The 16184-nt window shown below is 67.6% G+C and carries 15 protein-coding genes and 2 pseudogenes; 4 read left to right on the top strand and 13 right to left on the bottom strand.

Features of this window, described 5'->3' with window-relative positions; genetic code table 11:
- Window positions 1–79: 79 nt before the first annotated feature.
- The 6 genes from A6A29_RS45405 to A6A29_RS23990 form a co-directional block, all read right to left on the bottom strand.
- Window positions 80–238 (bottom strand): hypothetical protein, encoded by a 159-nt coding sequence (locus tag A6A29_RS45405; RefSeq protein ID WP_158074460.1) that lies wholly within the window; start codon window positions 236–238, stop codon window positions 80–82.
- A gap of 403 nt (window positions 239–641) precedes the next feature.
- On the bottom strand, window positions 642–1787 hold the full coding sequence (locus A6A29_RS24010) for an acyl-CoA dehydrogenase family protein (RefSeq protein WP_073722692.1): 1146 nt from the start codon (window positions 1785–1787) through the stop codon (window positions 642–644).
- 92 nt (window positions 1788–1879) lie between these two features.
- On the bottom strand, window positions 1880–3442 hold the full coding sequence (locus A6A29_RS24005; RefSeq protein ID WP_073722690.1) for an amino acid adenylation domain-containing protein: 1563 nt from the start codon (window positions 3440–3442) through the stop codon (window positions 1880–1882).
- Window positions 3432–3692, bottom strand: a complete 261-nt coding sequence (locus tag A6A29_RS24000) for an acyl carrier protein (protein WP_073722688.1) — start codon at window positions 3690–3692, stop codon at window positions 3432–3434. Before A6A29_RS24000 ends, A6A29_RS24005 begins: the two co-directional genes overlap by 11 nt.
- The gene (locus tag A6A29_RS23995; RefSeq protein WP_198953185.1) at window positions 3685–4545 is read right to left on the bottom strand and encodes a 3-oxoacyl-ACP synthase III family protein; all 861 of its coding nucleotides are present in this window, start codon (window positions 4543–4545) and stop codon (window positions 3685–3687) included. The genes A6A29_RS24000 and A6A29_RS23995 overlap by 8 nt, the downstream gene beginning before the upstream one ends.
- 1092 nt (window positions 4546–5637) lie before the next feature.
- Complete coding sequence (locus A6A29_RS23990; RefSeq protein WP_073722684.1) at window positions 5638–6234, bottom strand: CGNR zinc finger domain-containing protein; 597 nt, start codon at window positions 6232–6234, stop codon at window positions 5638–5640.
- A gap of 121 nt (window positions 6235–6355) precedes the next feature.
- On the opposite strand from A6A29_RS23990, the gene A6A29_RS23985 reads away from it, so the two are divergent.
- The gene (locus tag A6A29_RS23985) at window positions 6356–7144 is read left to right on the top strand and encodes an MBL fold metallo-hydrolase (protein WP_073722682.1); all 789 of its coding nucleotides are present in this window, start codon (window positions 6356–6358) and stop codon (window positions 7142–7144) included.
- Between the two features lie 267 nt (window positions 7145–7411).
- Window positions 7412–8008, top strand: a complete 597-nt coding sequence (locus A6A29_RS23980) for a hypothetical protein (RefSeq protein WP_073722680.1) — start codon at window positions 7412–7414, stop codon at window positions 8006–8008.
- Window positions 8009–8025: 17 nt separating this feature from the next.
- Here the strand turns inward: A6A29_RS23980 and A6A29_RS23975 are convergent.
- Window positions 8026–8214, bottom strand: a pseudogene (locus A6A29_RS23975) (IS5 family transposase); the annotation flags it as partial.
- A 665-nt stretch (window positions 8215–8879) separates the two neighbouring features.
- On the opposite strand from A6A29_RS23975, the gene A6A29_RS23965 reads away from it, so the two are divergent.
- Window positions 8880–9197 (top strand): hypothetical protein, encoded by a 318-nt coding sequence (locus A6A29_RS23965; RefSeq protein ID WP_241838633.1) that lies wholly within the window; start codon window positions 8880–8882, stop codon window positions 9195–9197.
- A 326-nt stretch (window positions 9198–9523) separates the two neighbouring features.
- Here A6A29_RS23965 and A6A29_RS23960 read toward each other — a convergent pair whose 3' ends face one another.
- Both A6A29_RS23960 and A6A29_RS23955 read right to left on the bottom strand, forming a co-directional pair.
- A complete protein-coding gene (locus A6A29_RS23960) occupies window positions 9524–10039 on the bottom strand; it encodes a hypothetical protein (RefSeq protein WP_198953182.1) in 516 nt (171 codons plus the stop codon).
- A gap of 107 nt (window positions 10040–10146) precedes the next feature.
- Window positions 10147–10791 carry a DUF402 domain-containing protein gene (locus A6A29_RS23955; RefSeq protein ID WP_198953179.1) on the bottom strand — a complete coding sequence of 215 codons (645 nt, stop codon included), beginning with the start codon at window positions 10789–10791 and terminating at the stop codon, window positions 10147–10149.
- On the opposite strand from A6A29_RS23955, the pseudogene A6A29_RS46895 reads away from it, so the two are divergent.
- Window positions 10771–10982: pseudogene (locus tag A6A29_RS46895) on the top strand (NF041680 family putative transposase); the annotation flags it as partial. The gene A6A29_RS23955 and the pseudogene A6A29_RS46895 overlap by 21 nt on opposite strands.
- Window positions 10983–11065: 83 nt before the next feature.
- Here A6A29_RS46895 and A6A29_RS44255 read toward each other — a convergent pair.
- From A6A29_RS44255 to A6A29_RS23935, 4 genes are all read right to left on the bottom strand, one after another.
- Window positions 11066–11314, bottom strand: coding sequence for a hypothetical protein (locus A6A29_RS44255; protein ID WP_107468305.1), 249 nt, complete (start codon window positions 11312–11314; stop codon window positions 11066–11068).
- 468 nt (window positions 11315–11782) lie between these two features.
- A complete protein-coding gene (locus A6A29_RS23950) occupies window positions 11783–12505 on the bottom strand; it encodes a dienelactone hydrolase family protein (RefSeq protein WP_073722676.1) in 723 nt (240 codons plus the stop codon).
- Between the two features lie 571 nt (window positions 12506–13076).
- Complete coding sequence (locus A6A29_RS23940; RefSeq protein WP_073722672.1) at window positions 13077–13406, bottom strand: hypothetical protein; 330 nt, start codon at window positions 13404–13406, stop codon at window positions 13077–13079.
- A gap of 12 nt (window positions 13407–13418) precedes the next feature.
- Complete coding sequence (locus A6A29_RS23935; RefSeq protein ID WP_073722670.1) at window positions 13419–16106, bottom strand: DNRLRE domain-containing protein; 2688 nt, start codon at window positions 16104–16106, stop codon at window positions 13419–13421.
- Between the last annotated feature and the right edge of the window lie 78 nt (window positions 16107–16184).

The following is a 16184-nucleotide window of genomic DNA, read 5'->3' as shown; positions in this document are numbered from 1 at the left end:
AAGGCGGGTGGTCCGCCCGCTCCACGTCTGCCTGCTCATCGTGGGAGGAGACACGGGGCATGGAGACCCACCCCGCCGGTCACGGATGCCGCATCGTCTCCATGGCCGGCGAACCCGGCGTCGCTGTCGTCGCCGTCGACCCGGCATGCACCTCGATGCGGGACGACCAGCACCACCCCGCCGTCACCAGATCGATGGTGCCCGCGCCCCCGGGCACCCGATCGGTGACGGACGGCACCGCCCCAGCATCACCGGATCGGTGGTGCTGGGCATCGGACCGTCCAGGCCGATCGTGGTGACCGAGGGCGTGAGGAATCCCGCTGCCTCGTCACGGAGCTTGCACACGAAGCGCGTTGCCGGACCGGGGCAACGAAAACGCGGGGGATCAGCGCATCCAAAACCGTTCAGGATGCGAGCAGTTCAGGGACGTGGGCACAAGGCCCACTCCTGGACACTGCTGAGGAACGGTTCCGTCAACTCCTGCCCGATTCCCGGGCAGTCCGCGCGGCTTGGACAGCGTTCCGGTCGATTGGGAAAGCAGTCACATCGGCCCGGTGCCGGCCGCAGGGGAGGCCGATGGTCGTCGCGCGGTTTTATTCTGCGAGGCGGTGCGTACCTCGCCGGAATTCGGTGAGGATCGGTCAGAGGCCGAGATGAGTGGCGATGAGGTTGCGCTGAATGTCGGACGTTCCTGAATAGAGCACGGAGGCGACGGAGTTCCGCAGGTGCCGTTCGGATTCGGCTCCGGTGAGGTAGCCTCGGCCCCCTTGAATTCTCAGAGCATCGACGGAGAATTTCAGATAGGCCTCGGATACGAACAGTTTCGCGCCGGCCGAAGCGAGTGCGATGCTCTTTCCGGCGTCCTTGAGCGCACCGACGCGATGGATGAGTTCGCGCGCGGCGTCCAGCGTGACTTTCATGTCCGCGATGCGGTGGGAGACCGCCTGGTTCTTTCCGATCGGGCGCCCGAACTGCCTTCTGGTACGGGCGTGCTCGATGGACTGCTCCAGTTCACGCTGCATGGCCCCCAGGGAGGTGGCGAGTATGCAGCCGCGTTCGTACTCCATCGCGCCGTCGAAGATGCTGACACCGCGTCCCGGTCTGCCGAGAACGGCGTCCGCGGGGACACGGCAGTCCTTCAGCGTGATGCGTCCCATGAGGGCCGTGCGCATCCCCATCTTTTCCACCGGAGGGCTTTGGCGGAGTCCCGGTGTCCGAGCGTCGACCAGGAAGGCGGTCACTCCCAGAGCGCCCAGCGCCGGATCCACCGTCGCGTACACGACGAAGAGGTCGGCCACGGGCGCGTTGGTGATGTAGCTCTTCGTCCCGTTCAGGACGTAGCTGTCGCCGTCCTTCGTCGCCCGGGTGTGCATGGCGTACACGTCCGACCCGGCCTCGTCCTCGGTCGACGCGTTCGCACCGATGGCCGATCCCTGCATCAGCATCGGCAGGTACTGGGCTCGCTGGGCCGGTGTCCCGTGGACGGACAGGGGCAGGACCACTGTCCACAGGTGGGCGTTGAGTGCGAAGAGGAGCCCTTGGTCCTCCGTCCCGTGTCCCAGCCCTTCCATGACCGCGAGGAGGTCGCCCAGAGGCGCACCCGTGCCGCCGTGGTCCACGGGAACGGGCATCTTCAGAAGTCCGAACTCCGCGCACTGTTTCCAGCCGGCCCGGTCGAACTCCCCACGCGCATCGCGTTCGGCGGTGTCGGAGCTCAGGTCCTCACGGGCGAATCGATCCGCGCCTTGATAGAGAGCTGAGCGGTGGTCGTCCCATCCACTCCACATAGCCACCCCTGCGTTCACTGAACTGTGTCCTCCTGCTCGTTCGTGAGGGCTGGTGGTCGAGGTCTTTCCTGCGGCCATCGTCTTTCCCGCGGTCATCCGCGCACCGCTTCGGCTACCCCGCAGCGACTGCTCAGCTCCTGGTAGTCGGTCTTGCCGGTCGATGTGCGGGGAAGCTCGTCCAGGAACTGGAAGTCGTCGGGCACCATGTAGCGGGCGAGCCGACTGTGGCAGTACTGGCGCAGCTCGACGCTGGAAGGCTCGACGCCGGAGGCCACGACGAACGCGGTGATGGTGACCTCGCCGGGCACTCCGGTGCTGACGACCGCCGCGTCGGCGAGCGCGTCGTTGTGCCGGAGGCTGTGCTCGATCTCGTCCAGCTCGATACGGTGGCCGTGGCGTTTGACCATGCGGTCCGCACGTCCGAGGAAGGCGTAGCCATCCGGCGTCGTCCGGACGATGTCGCCGGTGTTGTACCAGCGGCGCCCCCCGAACCGGAATGTGCGTTCCGCGGTACGTGCGGGCAGGTTCCAGTAGGACGGGTAGACCGAGGGGCCGGCGACGCTCAGAAACCCCGATTGTCCCGGGGGGACGGGCTCCAGCTGTTCGTCCACGACGATGATGTCGCAGTGGGAGCAGGCGTGGCCGATGGTCAGGGGGGCCGTGCGGGAGGCCGGGATCTGTTCGGGGACCCGGTAGTAGGTGCACACGTTCGTCTCGGTCGGGCCGTAGAGGTTGTAGTACTGAGGTGCTGGCCAGAGGTGCAGCAGACGCCGCAGCTTGTCGATCGGGAAGACTTCACCGGCGAACAGGACGAGCCTGAGCCTGTTCTGCCGGAACTTCTCCGCTCTGGGCGACTCGGCGATCATTCCCAGGATCGCGGGGGCCGAATACCAGACGGTGATACCGGACTTCGCGATGAACTCGGGAAGGTGCCGGGGGCTGGCCGCCAGATCCGTGTCGATCAGGTGGATACACGCGGCGTGCTTGACGGTCACGAAGAGATCGAAGACCGAGAGATCGAAGTGGAAGGGCGCGTGGCTGGCGACCTCATCGGTCTCCGTGATCCCGAACGTGGCCGACGCCCACTCGACGAAGGACACGGCGTTCCGGTGGGTGATCATCACGCCTTTTGGCGTCCCGGTCGACCCCGACGTGTAGAGAAGCGCCGCCAGACGGTCGGGGTCCTTCTCCGCGCGCGGATAGCTCGGCTTCCCCGAAGCGTGCGGGTCCGGCCAGGAGTCGCCGGTGATCAGCGTGCGCGCGGCGAGAGAGGGAGCAGCCTCCTCCAGCCGCCCCGCGGACCGTTCGTCGGCCAGGATGATTCGCGCCTGGCAGTCCTCGAAGATGGTCGCGGCGCGCTGCGGGGATCCGTACGCATCGACCGGCACATAGGCCGCTCCGAGCCTGAGTATGCCGAAGATCAGGGCCACGGACCGCACGCTCTTGGGCATCAGGAGCCCGACTCTGTCCCCTCGGCCGACGCCCCGCCCGTGCAGGACGCTCGCCGCCCGGTCGGCCTGTGCGGAGAGTTCGCCGTACGTCTGTGACTGTCCGTCCGGTCCGACGACGGCGCGGCTGAGCGGCGAACGCGCGGCGGCATCGAGGTACTCCGCGAGGTCGGCCTCCTCCAACGCCTGTGCGGGGCTATCGCTCATCAGGCTGCGCCTGCCGATCCTTCACGTACTGCGTCAGGTGGGTGACGGTCGTGAAGTGCAGCCGGGGGTCGTGGAGTGCGACGTCTATGCCGAATTCGTCCTCTATGAACGTCACCAGTTGCATAGTGGCGAGCGAGTTCAGCACCCCCGACTCGCGGAGGTTCAAGTCGTCGGCCAGGTCGTCCTCGCTGCCGCCCTTGAGGATCTCCTTGATGATGAAGGAACGGATCTGGTCGCGTACCTCAGCCATGGTTGCCTCCGATGGAGTGGAGAGTGGTCGTCGCCCCGGCCGGCGCCGGGCCGAGGAGTACCGAGGGCCAGCGGAAGACGGCGGCTCCCGCCTCCGCCTGGCCTCCGAAGGTGTAGAGCAGCACGCGGTCGCCCGGCTTGATGCGGCCTTCGACCGCGGCGAGGTGGGTGTTCACCGGCATCAGGGCAGGCCCGATATTGGCCACGCTGGGGAAGGTGTTGACCACGCGGTCCGGGTCCACGCCCAGAGCGTCCGCGCTGAACCGTGCGTGCCAGGCGGTGGGGGTGTTCGGTACCACCACGTCGATCTCGTCGATCTTCAGCTGTGCTGCTTCGAGCGCGCCCTCGACCGTTCCCAGCAGATACGGCTTCGCGGTGGCGCGCAGGACGTGCGTGATGGTCGGGTCGACCCGCAGACGGATGCGGCGGCCTCCGGCGGTGGTTCCTTCGGGCTCGTCGACGGTGTCCAGCAGCCAGGTGCCGCACGTCTCGCCCGTCTGCAGGGTCTTGGAACCCAGCAGCCCGTAGCCGTCGTCCACCGGGCCGACCAGGAAGGCCGCCGCGGCGTCTCCGCAGAGTCGCGCTGTGACGTCGTCCGCGTCGATGGCCCGCGAGAGCATGGACGCGACGACCACCAGAACCCGTTCCTTGAGTCCCGACTGCACCAGCGAACTGGCCGTCAGCAGTGCGGACATGGAACCGGAGCAGGTCGCCTCCAGACTGAACGCGCCTCCGGCCGTGCCCAGAGCCTGGGCGAGGTAGCCGGCGTCTCCCGCACCGACCCGGTCGGGGAACATGGACACCGAGATCAGGCCGTCCACTTCGTCGGCCCCGATATTCGCGGTCTCCAGCACGCTGCGGGCAGCTTTAATTCCCAGCGATACCGATCCCTCACCGGGAGCGGCTATTCGGCGCTCGACGCTCCCGAAGAATGGATCGTCGATGTACGGCTGCATTGCGGCGTCGAATAAGTTTCGCGGCCTCGGTCCGGACGGCTGTGCGGGCTGCGAGTTCTCCACGGAAGCGGAATCCGCACCCCACCACTTATTGGTGCGCACGGTGTCCGGCAGGTGAACGGATAGGGCCTGTATTCCAACGGAACGCATAACCACCCTCCTGGGTATTTGGCGGACTCACACTAACAGCCTCATCGTCCCGCCCGGGGCGATAGGAAGTCTATTTTCCGGCCAACTGTTCGGGCCGATAGGAAACCACGCACGTCACTTGAGTCCCTCACGCCTCTCGCGTTACCACTGTTAAAACCTCGTAAACTGTCTACCGAGTGGGAATGGCTGGAATGTTGCTCGGGTCACCTCGGGAAAGGCCGCTTCTTTCGGGAGAGGTGCTTGTGCCGTGACTGGATAGGCCCTTTCTCGGCGCTGTTATCGGCCATGGGCACGCTCGGGTGGGTACTTCGCCGACAGGGTCCTCGCAATGGCCAGGAATCGGGCCCGACCGATCGGCTTCCCTGTCTCCGGGAGGAGGGCGGTGGTGGCGCGGGAGGAGGCGGGACCTACTGCGCATAGGGACGTTCCGGTCGATGGGTTCTGAGAGGCCGGCCGGCGGCGGTGTGCTTGCGGAACCGGGCGGCGCTCACGGGGCACGGGTTCGCGGCGCCGTGGGAGGGCTACTCCTGGAACCCGAAGCGTCACGCCCGTCCGGGGTTCGGCGGGGGCGGGTGCTGCCGGAACCGATGTGACACACGCCCGACTGTTCGCAGTCGTCCATCATGTGGATCAACGGGGAGGCGCATCCCGGCATTTCAAGGAACAGGACGCACATGGCCAAGGGCTCCGGGGCCCGTTCGAGGATCTTCTCGATCGGCACCGCATGGCGACTGCCGTCGATGTCGATGCGTTTCGCCGGTCTTCCTCAGCTGCTCGTGCCTCCTCTACGGGTTCTGAGGGAAGCCGAGTGGGCCCGGTGGTTCGTGGTCGTGTGCCTTGTTATTGGGGGGTGCTGCCGCGTCGGGCGTAGGCGCGGGCGGCGCGGGCGCGGTCGCCGCAGCGGGTGGAGCACCAGTGGCGGCGGCCGTGGCGGAGCAGGTAGCGATTGCAGGGCGGGGAGCCGCAGGCGGTGAGGCGTTCGGCGTCGGGAGAGGTGAGCAGGTCGGCGGCGTCGGCGGCGAGGGTTGCGAGCGCGTGGTCGACGATCTGTGTGGTGGGGTGCGGGGCGGCGCGGTAGGGGCCGGTCTTGTCGTCCCACTGCAGCAGGGGGGCGGTGGGGACTCGGATCAGTGCGTCGTTGACGGCGCCCAGGGCGGCGGGGAGGGCGGGCAGTCCGTCGACGCGGGAGGCGAGCAGCGACCTGATCTGCTCGCGCAGGGAGCGCAGCTGTGTCGCGCACATCTCCCGCATCCCGATCTCGACCGGGGCGAGACCGCGTTCGGTCAGCCACTCGTTCGCCCCCGCGGGGGTACCGAGCTGGTCGGTGTAGTGCCCGCCGGGCAGTGCGATGGCGCTGTTGGCGAGGGCGAGGGCGGGGTACTGCTCCGCGCCCGGTGCGGGCGGCAGGCCGGATTCGGGGGTCACGGACTCTTCCATGACTCTCATGGTACAAGCTTCATTCATCCATGACTCTCACGCTTGGGCGTGGACTTATCCGTGAGGTCTGGATAAGGTTACCTCACGGTTGAACCACGACTATCCGTGAGGTTTGTTTCTTATGCCTTCCCCCACCGCAGTGACCGGGCAGTTTCCCGTCCGCGTCTTCGGCGGCCCGACGGCTCTCTTCGAGTACGGCGGCCTGCGCTTTCTCACCGACCCGACCTTCGACGGCCCCGGCGACTACCCGTCGGCCGGCCCGACTCTGACCAAGACCCATCCCTCCACCGCCGGCCCGGCCGACCTCGGCCCCATCGATGTCGTCCTGCTCTCCCACGACGAGCACGCCGACAACCTCGACGCCTCCGGACGCGCCCTGCTCGCGGATGTCCCGCTCACCCTCACCACCCCCAGTGCCGGTCAGCGCCTCGGCGGCAAGGCGCAGGGGCTGGCCGACTGGGAGTCCGTCGAACTGGACCGCCCGGGCGGCGGCACGATCACTGTGACCGGCGTGCCGGCCGTTCACGGGCCCGGGGCACGTGAGGAGGTCGAACCGTTCGCCGGGGAGGTCGTCGGCTTCGTCCTGACCGGCGCGGGTCTGCCCACCGTCTACGTCAGTGGTGACAACGCCTCGCTCGACCTGGTCAAGCAGATCGCCGAACGGTTCGGCCCCGTGGATACCGCTGTCCTCTTCGCGGGCGCACCCCGTTTCCCCGTTCTCTTCGACGGGCAGTGCATCGTCCTCGACAGTGCCCAGGCCGCCGAGGCCGCCCAGCTTCTCGGCGCCCGCCGCGTGGTGCCCGTCCATTACGACAGCTGGGCCCACTTCACCGAGGGCCGCGACGACCTGGTGGCCGCCTTCACCGCAGTGGGGCTCGCCGACCGCCTGGACTGGGGTCACCGGGGCTGACCCGGCCGACGCGACCGTCCAGCACGGACACCATCGGTTGAAGCGTTCCACACCCACATATCCGTGGCGGACCGGCGGGCCCGCCGGTCCCCCACGGAACGCCGAAATTCACTCCCCTTACCCCCACTGCTGCTGGGCGGCGTCTGCCAGGACCCGCTCCGAGTCCGGATCACGGGGTGGTCGGCAGTCGCCGGAGCACCCGACCTCTTGTCAGACCCCGCTGCTACGTTGGCGCGAGGATCTTGCTTCGACCTCTGGAGAGGGCGTATGTACGACGAACGGCTCGCCGAGTTCTCCCGCGAGCGGCTGGACGGCCGTCCCATACCCGACGATCTGCGCGTGCTGCTGGTGGCGCAGTGGGAAGGCCGCACCGACTTCACCCATCTTCTCAACCTCGACTTCTTCGAGACGGGAGAAGTCCACCCGCTCCTGGACACCAGCTATCTGAGCGAAAAGGAACTCGCGGACCCGGAGATGCAGGCCGTCAACGCCGGAACCGCGGAGATGGCCAAGTACGTCAAGCTCGTGGCGAAGGGCGGAAAGGGGTGGATCGGCTACTGGCTGCACCCCGACGAACCCACGGACCGTGCCTGGCACCTCATAGAGCTGGACACCGAGTTCACCTTCTGGAGCCTGGTCGGCCTCACCCTGACCGAGGGGTCCGCCGCCGAGCAGGCAAGCTACCAGGACGAGCCCGATGAGCGAATCGCGTTCACACAACTGGCCGTCGAACTCGCCGAGCTCGGCCTGCCGCTAAGCACTCAGGACTACGACGGCCTCGATGACACCGAGTACACGGTGGATCCGGAGGAACTCATGGAGGAGCTGATCGAAGCCGAACGCGAGAAGCGCGGTCCTCGCTGAGCGGGAGACGTCGGCGCCTTCCGGTTGGCCGCCTGGTCCGCCTTCTCCGGGATCACAGCCTTGATCTTCCGTCTCCGCAGGTGGGCGCGGTTGGCGCGAGAGGAGTACATCGTGTCGCCGACCACGGTGCCAGGTCGGCTGCGCGAACGTCCGACCGGCCCGCGCACCCGCACCCCGGCCAACACGGCAGAAAACTGCGGGCTGTCGGCACCCGCCTCTCAAAGGGGGCAAAGTCCCAGAATGCCAGGACGAAACCGCGTGGCAGGGACTGCACGCCCGCTGGTGGAGGCGGTGTGGGAGGTGGGGGCCTGGGCCGCTCGCGCGGCGGGTTCGCCACCAAGCTTCACCTGAGCGCGGACGGCCGCTGACGCTCGCTCTCTTTGATCGTCACCCCAGGCCGACGTGCGGACTGCACCCAGTTCAAGCCTGTTCTGGAGAAGACCCGCGTCCGGAAGTCCGGCCCGGGTAGGCCACGCAAGACGCCGGACAGTGTCGCGGCCAAGGCCTACAGCAACGACCCCTGCGGCGCCGGGGCGTCCGGCACACGATCCCGGAGAAGACCGACAGCCAGGCCGTCCGTCTGCGCAAAGGCTCACGCGGCAAACGACCACCCGCCTTCGACGAGGACCGGTACAAGAAACGCAGCACCGTCGAACGGGCCGTCAACCGGCAACCAGCACCGAGCCGTTACCACCCACTACGACAAACGCCGTTATGCCTACCTCGGCACCGCTACCGCCGCAGCCCTCACCAGCTGGCTCCGAACATGGCCGACCGGACAAGTCCTGGGCAGCGGAACTCCGCGTACGGAAGGAGCCCCGACGGCTCCGGGTCCCAAAGCGATTGCCCTCGGTACCCGGCACGGTGTGACATGTGGGCATGGGGCTGGTACATCGAGTTCGAGCGGTGGAACCGGCGCCGCGGCGTGCTCAAGGACCTGGAGTCCCTGCCGTGGAACGAGCCCGCCTGCGTGCAGGTCATGCTGCACGACGAGGATGACGACCTGTTCGGTCTGTGGATGTTCCGCGGCGGGGTCCTCGTCGAGGTGGGCATCCCCGGTACCCAGCGGGTGCACATCGCTGCCCCGCCGTGGGACGCGGACCCCGGCTTCCTGGTCCGGACCGGCCTGGGCAGGGGAGAGGACCGGCACTCGCCAGAGCACGTACAAGACCCGCGGTCGTGCTGGTGACCCGGTCCAGACCGGGGCCGGACACATGCTGAAGTCGCCGTTGCCGGTCATGCCAGGGGCATCCCTGGCGTCTCTTCCTGCCCCGGAGTCGGATGAGGCTCAGGCAGCCGCCGTTGGGCCTGCTGCCGGATTCCCGAGGGTAAGCATTACCGGCGGAGGCGGCAGCCCGCCGGTACATGGTGAGATGACCGCTCATGCCGGAACAGTTGAACCCTACAAGCCGCCCTATGGAGGGCTCGTGCCCACGACTGCTGCCCTGTTACCGCACCCGGCCGGTCAGTCCGCGCGAACACGTCCTCGCCGCAGGACGCGGCAGGACGAGCGGTTCATTGTTCGTCCTCGACGCCCTGGACGTCGACAGGCTGCGTTCCGTTGAAGGTCACGAGGATTCCGTATGGGTCCGCCAGCCGGAGCCTGCTCTCCGTGAAGCGGATTGCCCAGGTCTGGTCGGCCCACACCACTGCTTCGGGAACTGCCAATGGCAACTCTGGAAGGTCCAGCCAGCTCAGTTCCTCGGGTGTGAGTTCAAAGTGCGACTCCCGGAGTCGGGCCCGACAGTACCGCAGGGCCTGGGCGACGAGGACGTCGAAATGGCTCGCAACCTCGTGAGCGAGTTGGAGGGTGGCCTCTTCAGGTGGCGCGGCCGGCTCGATCACCAGACTGATCCCCGCAGGGTTGCCGCCTGCCGACCCCGGGAAGTAGCCGGCCCAGCAGGCCAGGGATGGAGGGCCCTCCGTCCGTCTCAACGCAAGCCCGGCGATGTGCAGCGTGGCGGGCAGGTCCACGCCAATGCCCGGCTCGTCAATGCCCGGGACTCTCGGCGATTCGCCGTTGTCCGACACTGGCTCAGCGTAGGCCACGCCCTAGTACGCCGATGGCCGACAGCCGAGACACATGGTGACGCATGGCCGCTCTCTGCTGCCGGACCGAGCCCCACCTGTGCGACCTCTTAGCTCTCCATCAGCGTCCAGTCGAGAGGAAGGTCGATGGACAGCATGCCCTTGACCTCGGCGGGTGGGAAGTCCGGCCAGCCGCGTTCTCCTTCGTGTCGGCGGTTCAACCGTCGGTCCAGGAAGCGTTGGGTGCGGATCAGGCCGTCCGCGGCCTCAGCGGGGCTCAGTTGGCCGTCGGCCATGGCCGTAGCGTATTCGTCAAGGTCGAGGAGACGGTAGGGGTGGTCGGGCGGCCCGACGATGACGTCGATCCACAGGTCGTCAACCCGCAGCAGCCCACCGTCCTGGACAACAGCAACCAGATCGCAGTACCACCAGCCCTGCTGCTCAGGAGGAAAGAGGACCGGCTGATTGATCTGGATCCCGTCGTCGAGCAACACGAAGCTGCGTTGTATGTAGTGCTGTCCTTGTTGTTCGAAGCCCCAGTCATAGGCGACGACGTCCCCCCACCTGAGGCCCGCGGCCCGAAGTCTGCCGTCCCGCAGGACGGTTACCGGTTGTCCCGGGCGTGCCATTGAGTCAGTCATGGCGCCCAGCCTGCCATGGGCCACCACTGACGTCGCCCGGCTCGATCTTCCACCTCGGAGTCCGAACGGTTCGTCGTACTTGATCACGCGTAACTGTCCGGCTTCCGGGTTCACTTCTACTCCTGTCTGACCAGGCGTGCGGACGCGTTGTTCGAACTCGCGGACGCGGTGTTGTGCGCCGATGGTCCGATGGTTCGATCCGGCCGCAGGTAGAGCTGTCGCTGGTGGGTGAACACCGTCGTGGGCACGGCGGGCTCTGCGACGCCCTGTCCGCGTCCTGCGCCCGCGCGGTCCCCCTGCGAGCCCGGGGCCCGGAGCCGACCGCCCCGCCATGGCGGCGAGTTCGTAGGCGAGTTCTGCAGCCCCGTTTCGATCCCGTCGATCCCGGTCAGCGTAGAGCGTTCGCGAAGACAGCGCGGTTGGCGGCTGTGTGTTCGTGTTCACGCCGGGACCAGGCGATCCGGGCGAGGATCTGCTCGCTGTCAGCCACGCGGCGGTCGGGAGCGGTGAGACGGTGGTGCCACCAGAGGGCGTTGCGGTTCTGGCGGTCGAGGATGGCGTCGACGAGGTTGCCGCGCTCGGGGGTATCGAGCCCGTAGGAGTCGGCCAGAATCCTGCTCTCCTGTGTGCATGGCACCAGCTTCTCGCCTTCTGGCCGCTTCAGGTGACCTCTGTCTTGAGCGTCGGCACCTTGTTCACGGAGAGAGCAGCACGTGCTTCCGGAGGAGCTTGAATCCGGCGCGGCCGAACATCTGACGTTGAGCAGCTTGAACCGGTTGCCACGCCCTTCGACGAAGCCGGTATGTGAGGGCAGGGTGGGAACCCGGCGAAGACGGCCATGTGCTCAGTGCGGGTGCGGGTGCGGGTGCGGTCGGTGAGTCGATGTCGGGAACAGCAACTCCTCCAGCCGGAGCACTACTTCCACGGGCCGTACTGTCAGCCGCACCGCACTGGGGGACGGATCACTTTTCGCGGGTCCCTGCCGAGTTGGCAGGGGCCCACGTTGCAGCGAGCGGCGAAGGCCGGGTCCTCTCCCCGACGAGAGCAGCATCCTGGCCGACACCGCCTACCACTTACCGCCTGCTGCCGGCCTGACAGTCCGGCCTCACTTCAGATGCCGGGCGAAGAACCGGGCCGCGTCGTCCACCTCGAACCACGGGGTACCGGTGTGCCCGCCCAGATTGGCGTGCAGCGTCTTTTCCTTGGTGCCGAAGGCGTCGAACAGGTCCAGGGCCGCCTGCCGGTCGTTCCCTTCGTCGTCCCACTGCAGCAGGAACTGCAGCGGGATGGTGATCTGCCGGGCCTCCTCGCGCAGGAGGCCCGGTACGAAACTCCCGGCGAAGAGAACGGTGGCCGCGATGTGTGGTTCGACCACCGCCAGCCGGATGCCGATGGCGTTCATCCCCTCGTACCCGACCGCTCCGCCGATCTCGGGCAGCGAAAGGAGGGCGTCCAGGGTGGTCCGCCATTCCGGGACCGCCTGTTCGACCAGCGGGACGATCATGGCGTCGAGGATCTCGTCGAGCGGCTCGCCGGCCTGTGATGCCCGGCGGAGGTCGGCGCGTGACTGCTCAGCGACGGCGGAACGGGGCCGGTCACCGCACCCGGGGGCGTCGATGGCCGCCACCGCGAAGCCGTACTGCGCCGCGTAGTGCCGGGCCCGGGCCACCAGCCGGGGAAGCCCCTTGTGAAAGCCGCCGGGGTGGCCGATCAGGATCAGCGGGGCCGGTGCGGATCCGGGCGTCCACAGGGTGCCGGGGATCTCGCCGAGGGTGAATTCGCGTGCGAGGACGCCGTCGGGGAGGCGCTGTTCAGAAGTGAATTGCATGGTCGTGCCTTTCGGGAGTGCTCTTGAACGGCGCTCCCGGACGACCTATCGCCCGACCGTGACCCCGGAGGGGAGCACCCATGTCGATACTGCGTTCACGGGTACCACCTCCTCGTTCTCTCGCACGGCCTCCGGAAAAATAGCAGCGGTCGCCGTGGTCCGCCAAATGGGTTCTTGCGTGGGTGGTGTGGCCGGATGCCACGGAGTCGGAGCACTATGCAGAGCTACTCGGGGCCGCATCGCGGTTTCCCGAGGTGAGGCCCTGCGAGGGCGGGGCGAGCTGTGCCTCACCCCGACGTTCGCGTCCTGGGCCAACGTGGTCGGGGCCCGCTTCCGCCCGCTGAGACAGCCCACCGTCGCCACCTCGAACGACCCCAACCACCCGGTGCCGCTCCGGCCCCTGCCCGACCGTCGCTTGTGCGCGCGGCCCGGACATGCCGGCTGACGCGAAGAGGGGCCCGTGGTGTCAGTTGTCCGACATCACGGGCCCCTCTTCACGCGGTGCCCTCCTGGAGGCTCGCCCGCGAGCTGTACATGCGGGGACGGCGGTGGCGCCGGCCCCCCGCCGTGGCTACGCCCAAGGGATCCAGCCGGGCGCCATCCACGTCGCGGCCGCGGCCCCGCACAGGAGGCACACCGCCTTGTCCGCCCACCGGGGCGCGCCCAGCTTCACTGTCGCGTCGGCCGCTTCGACGGTGATCAGCAGGCCGCTGATGAGGACGAGAGGGCCGTCGTTCCAGGTGATCTCCGGGCGGCCGATGGCCAGCCAGCCGATCGCGATGCCGAGCAGGCACAGGCCGGTGCAGAGCGCGTACGAGTCGGGCCGGGAGCGGGGTTTGTTCTTCGCCCGGTGGATGAAGATCACCGTGAGCTGCGCCAGCAGCGCTGTGAGAGCGAACATGGTGCACGACTCCTAGAACTTGCAGGCGTTCTTGATCGCGGTGATGCCGAGAAGCGCTGTGACGGCCTTGCGGTGGGCAGAGGTCATCTTGCGGTGCTTGGCGTAGGTGCGGATGAGGTTCGCCGTCTTCTTGACGCCGATCCGCTTCACCAGCCGGACGGCCGTCCAGATGCGCGTCGAGGAGCCCATCGGGGTCAGGCTGAAGACGACGCCGGCGATGGCCGCTGCGCACTTGGTGATCTTCCAGGTGGTCGACCAGAATCCGGGGTCGATCACGATGGGGAAGGCGCTGGCGGAGGAGAACTCCACGCTCTGGACGATCTTGTTGCCGACGACCTTGTAGCTGGTGGGCACGTCCATGCCTTGGGCGTCCTTGGCCCAGGGGGCGTCGAAGAAGGCGGCGGCCTCCTTCGCGGGGGCCTTGTCGGCGTTGTCGTCGCCTGTGGAGTACAGGGAGACGGAGCCGTCGTCGTGCGTGACGGCGTACATGCCGGCCGGAATCTGGAAGTTGGTCTCGTAGACCTTGGGCGCCGTGCTGTTCTTGAGGATGTTCAGCGTGCGCGAGCCACCGTCCGCAGTGGGCTGCACCACGGTGTCGACGGGGCCGGTGGAGGTATAGACGACGTTGCCGCCGACCTGGGTGCCCTGGGAACCGGCCTCCGGGATGGAGAGCTGGTTGGGCATGATGCCGTTCTTGATGTCGATGGACTTGTTCTTGCCGTCCCAGGGGACGGAGACGACGTTGTCCTCGGTCACGGCGATGGAGGCGTAGGTGGAGTCGGAGGAGGTGGCCGCGGTGATGTCGGCCGCGTCGGAGTAGGTGTTGGCCAGGCCCAGCGTGTTCTCGGCGGCGGTCGGCTTCCAGGAGGTGTCGACGGTGAAGCGCACGGGGTCGGACCAGCCGTTGGCGTAGTGCTCGCCGTCGAAGGTGGTGGTGCGGAAGCTGTAGGTCTTGCCGGAGGTGAGTTTGCCCGCGGGCACCTTGAGCTGTGAGGTGGCGTTCGATGCCGCCGCAGGTGCGTTGACGGTGGCCACGACCTTGCCGGTGGCGATGTCGGTGATCTCGTACGTGCCGATGATCTCGTCGTCGCCGTTGGTGTCCTCGGTGGAGAACCGCAGGATCGGGGTGGTGGTGTTGACCTTGAAGATGCCGCCGTTGGAGATGAAGGGCGCACCGGCCTGTAGGTTGGCACCGTTGCGGGGCCGGTAGTTGTAGGTCACCTCCAAGGTGGGGACCTTGGTCTGGTCGGCGGCATCGGCGGAGTAGAAGCGCTTCCAGCCGTACGTGTCGGACTCATTGGCGGCGTTCAGCGCGATGCTGCCGGTCTCGGCCTTGGCCGAGGACCAGGTCTGGGCGAGCCTGGTGATGTCGGCCGTGGCCCAGCCCTCGGTCTTGCACGCCGCGGACTTGGTGTCCGAGGACGTGGCGATTTTCTCAAGGCGCGAGGGCTGCTTGGTCCAGCGGGTGTTCTTGTCCGCGGTGCCCGCGGCCCACACCTCCCAGTCGCGCTTCTCGCACGACCAGGAGTGGTAGTTCCACATCTTCAGTGAGGCCTTCGACACAAGCGCGTCGGCGAAGTTGGAGGTGCGGAAGGTGAGGAAGGAGCGTGCGACGCGCTTGGTGCTTCCCTCGTAGTCACCGGGCCACCCGACCTTCAGATCGGTGTTCACCGACTGGTCAGTGGTGTCGCCGCCCTGGACGAAGGTGTCGAACAGGACGTCAAGGGCATCGGTCGAGGGGTCGATGACGACCGGGTACCGGGTGTGCTCGTCACGCAGCCACGCGGTGTCGGGCCGCAGACTCAGCTCCGCGGTGTTGCCGGACTGGGTCACCTCCATGGCGACCTTCTTGCGGTTGGTGTGTTCCAGCGAGCGCGGGTCGACCTGGCTGTCCCACATGGTGGGCGCGGGCATGGTCGCGACGGTCTCGCCGGACGCGTCGCGGAAGTCGATGCCCCCGTCGGCCGCGGCCTTGGCCTGCATGCCCTCCGGGAGGACGAGCGGCAGTACCAAGGGAGCGCCGTCCTGCGGGGCCTTGCGCAGCTTGAGGTACTGCTCGAAGCCGGTGCGCGTGGCTTCGACGACAAGGTCGCCCCCGGGCACGGCCTCGGGGTAGGTGGCCGTGTTGTCGGACAGCTGCGGGGCGGGCAAGCCGCCCTTCCACTGCATGGCGATCTTCTGGTCGCCCTTTCCGAGCACGACCAGGTCGCGGGCGGTGTCCTGCGGGGCCGCCGCGGCGGCCTTCAAGGAGCGTGCCTTGGTGCCCCCGGCACCGGCCAGCCGCAGACCCTCCGGGTGTGCGGCGGCCACGACGTCCCCGTCGGCGGTGCGCTTGAAGTCGAGATCGACGTCCACCCAGCGGCCGTCCTTGACCATGCGGACCGGTCCGGCTGCGGAGGTTCGGGTCAGGGTGCCATCCGCGTTGGCGTAGACCGTGTCGGTCTCCGTACGCATCTGCAGGACCTCGACTCGGCGGTCCTGCATCTTCGCGGCGGTCAAAGCCGCCTCGGCGGTTTCTGCCTCGCGGATCGGGTTCTTCACGAGTTCCGCAGCAGTGTCCAGCAGCTCGGTGACCGCCTTCTCCTCCTCGGACTCCGCGCTCTCGCCGCGGCCGTCCGCAACGGCCAGGTACGGCGTGGACAGCAGAACCGCCCCGGCCGTGATCAAGGCAACGCTCCCCGCGCGCCAAGTCGTCTTCACTTATGCACTCCCCTTGCTGAGCTCGCCGGCCGCACAGATCATTGCGGTTAGCAAAGCTTCTTTACGCCAGCGATATAA

It is taken from the genome of Streptomyces sp. TSRI0281 (genome assembly GCF_001905125.1).
In the GTDB taxonomy this organism is placed as follows: domain Bacteria; phylum Actinomycetota; class Actinomycetes; order Streptomycetales; family Streptomycetaceae; genus Streptomyces.
Note: the sequence above shows the minus strand (reverse complement) of the source record. Positions and strands in the feature narration are given on the sequence as shown.